General features: G+C 29.9%; 3 protein-coding genes and 1 pseudogene. 1 reads left to right on the top strand and 3 read right to left on the bottom strand.

What is annotated here, in order from left to right; genetic code table 11:
* Positions 1–164 precede the first annotated feature (164 nt).
* On the top strand, positions 165–266 hold the full coding sequence (locus IDG60_RS14975; protein ID WP_001792025.1) for a hypothetical protein: 102 nt from the start codon (positions 165–167) through the stop codon (positions 264–266).
* Here the strand turns inward: IDG60_RS14975 and IDG60_RS14980 are convergent.
* From IDG60_RS14980 to IDG60_RS24800, 3 genes and pseudogenes are all read right to left on the bottom strand, one after another.
* A pseudogene (locus IDG60_RS14980) lies at positions 244–405 on the bottom strand (transposase); the annotation flags it as partial. The gene IDG60_RS14975 and the pseudogene IDG60_RS14980 overlap by 23 nt on opposite strands.
* Positions 390–800 carry an IS21 family transposase gene (locus IDG60_RS14985; RefSeq protein WP_001808705.1) on the bottom strand — a complete coding sequence of 137 codons (411 nt, stop codon included), beginning with the start codon at positions 798–800 and terminating at the stop codon, positions 390–392. The gene IDG60_RS14985 and the pseudogene IDG60_RS14980, both read right to left, overlap by 16 nt.
* 232 nt (positions 801–1032) lie before the next feature.
* The gene (locus IDG60_RS24800) at positions 1033–1122 is read right to left on the bottom strand and encodes a hypothetical protein (protein ID WP_305956627.1); all 90 of its coding nucleotides are present in this window, start codon (positions 1120–1122) and stop codon (positions 1033–1035) included.
* Positions 1123–1189 lie beyond the last annotated feature (67 nt).

The following is a 1189-nucleotide window of genomic DNA, read 5'->3' on the forward strand; positions in this document are numbered from 1 at the left end:
GCGTTTTTTTCTTATTGGCTAAGTAGACGCAATACAAAATAGGTGACATATAGCCGCACCAATAAAAATCCCCTCACTACCGCAAATAGTGAGGGGATTGGTGTATAAGTAAATACTTATTTTCGTTATCTCAATTATACTGCTAATCTTTCTCTTTGTAAAATATGCAAGGTTTTAAAGAGAAACATCAAGAACTAAAAAAGGCTCTATGCCAAATTGGCCTGATGAGTTCAATATCGGAAGTTAGGCAACTAAACATTGCTTAGCTTCCTTTTTACTTTTTGGAGCGTAAAGTTTTGAACATAATAATATTCGATTTCGCAAATGATTATAACTTCCTTAACCAAAAGATGTACGTTTAATTAATTTTATTTTGTTGTTTATCCCTTCTAAAGGACCATTTGATTATCCTTCGTTTTAAAGTTAATGCCTTCTTTCCAGTCAAACTGTGCTTGATGACTGGCTTTTGTCTCGAATCTCGTTTTGCCTTTAGGCGACAACCGTTGATAACCTTTCATAAAATAACGATTAAATTCATCATGTTTAAGGATATAAGCTCTAAATGTAGAATATGCACAGGTTAATCCATGTTTATCTTTCAAATATTGCCAAAGAATAAGCTTATAGTAGAACTTTTGTTCACTAGAGTCTGAAAGTAATTTTTCGATGATAGGATAATACTTGTCAATAATAGACTGACGATTTCTCTTTTTGGTTGGCTCAAAGCCATTTAAATATTTATCAACTGTTCTTCTATAAACACCCATGTGTCTCGCTATTTCACTTTTGTTTATTTTCATGTTTAAGTTCTCCATGACAATTTTTAATTTTGGTAAATCTGTAAGAGTAGTAACTTCAAAATCAGTATTTATGTCTAAAGATAATTTCATTGTTGTTCATCTCAATAAAATTATCTATAGGTTTTTAAAAATTGTACATGTTTAAACAATCAAAAGTGCACATTATTAAATTATCATTTCCAGTTAAACTGTCTTGATGATTGAATGACTCAGTATTTTGGTTTTGTTTTGTCTAATTTGAGAGAGTTAATGATGTTAGATTATATTCTCGTATAATTTCGTTTCTAGGCTTACCATTTTCATAAAGTTTAATTATTTTAATTTAAATTATTTACTAAAAGCTCTTCAGTCTCTTGTCACAATAAAATCGCCTAACCTCTTAGTTTAAC

Source organism: Staphylococcus sp. EG-SA-2 (assembly GCF_017152085.1).

Coding starts and splice junctions, on each gene's coding strand:
- IDG60_RS14975 (WP_001792025.1), top strand. CDS start 165: ATGCAAGGTTTTAAAGAGAAACATCAAGAACTAAAAAAGGCTCTATGC.
- IDG60_RS14985 (WP_001808705.1), bottom strand. CDS start 800: ATGAAAATAAACAAAAGTGAAATAGCGAGACACATGGGTGTTTATAGA.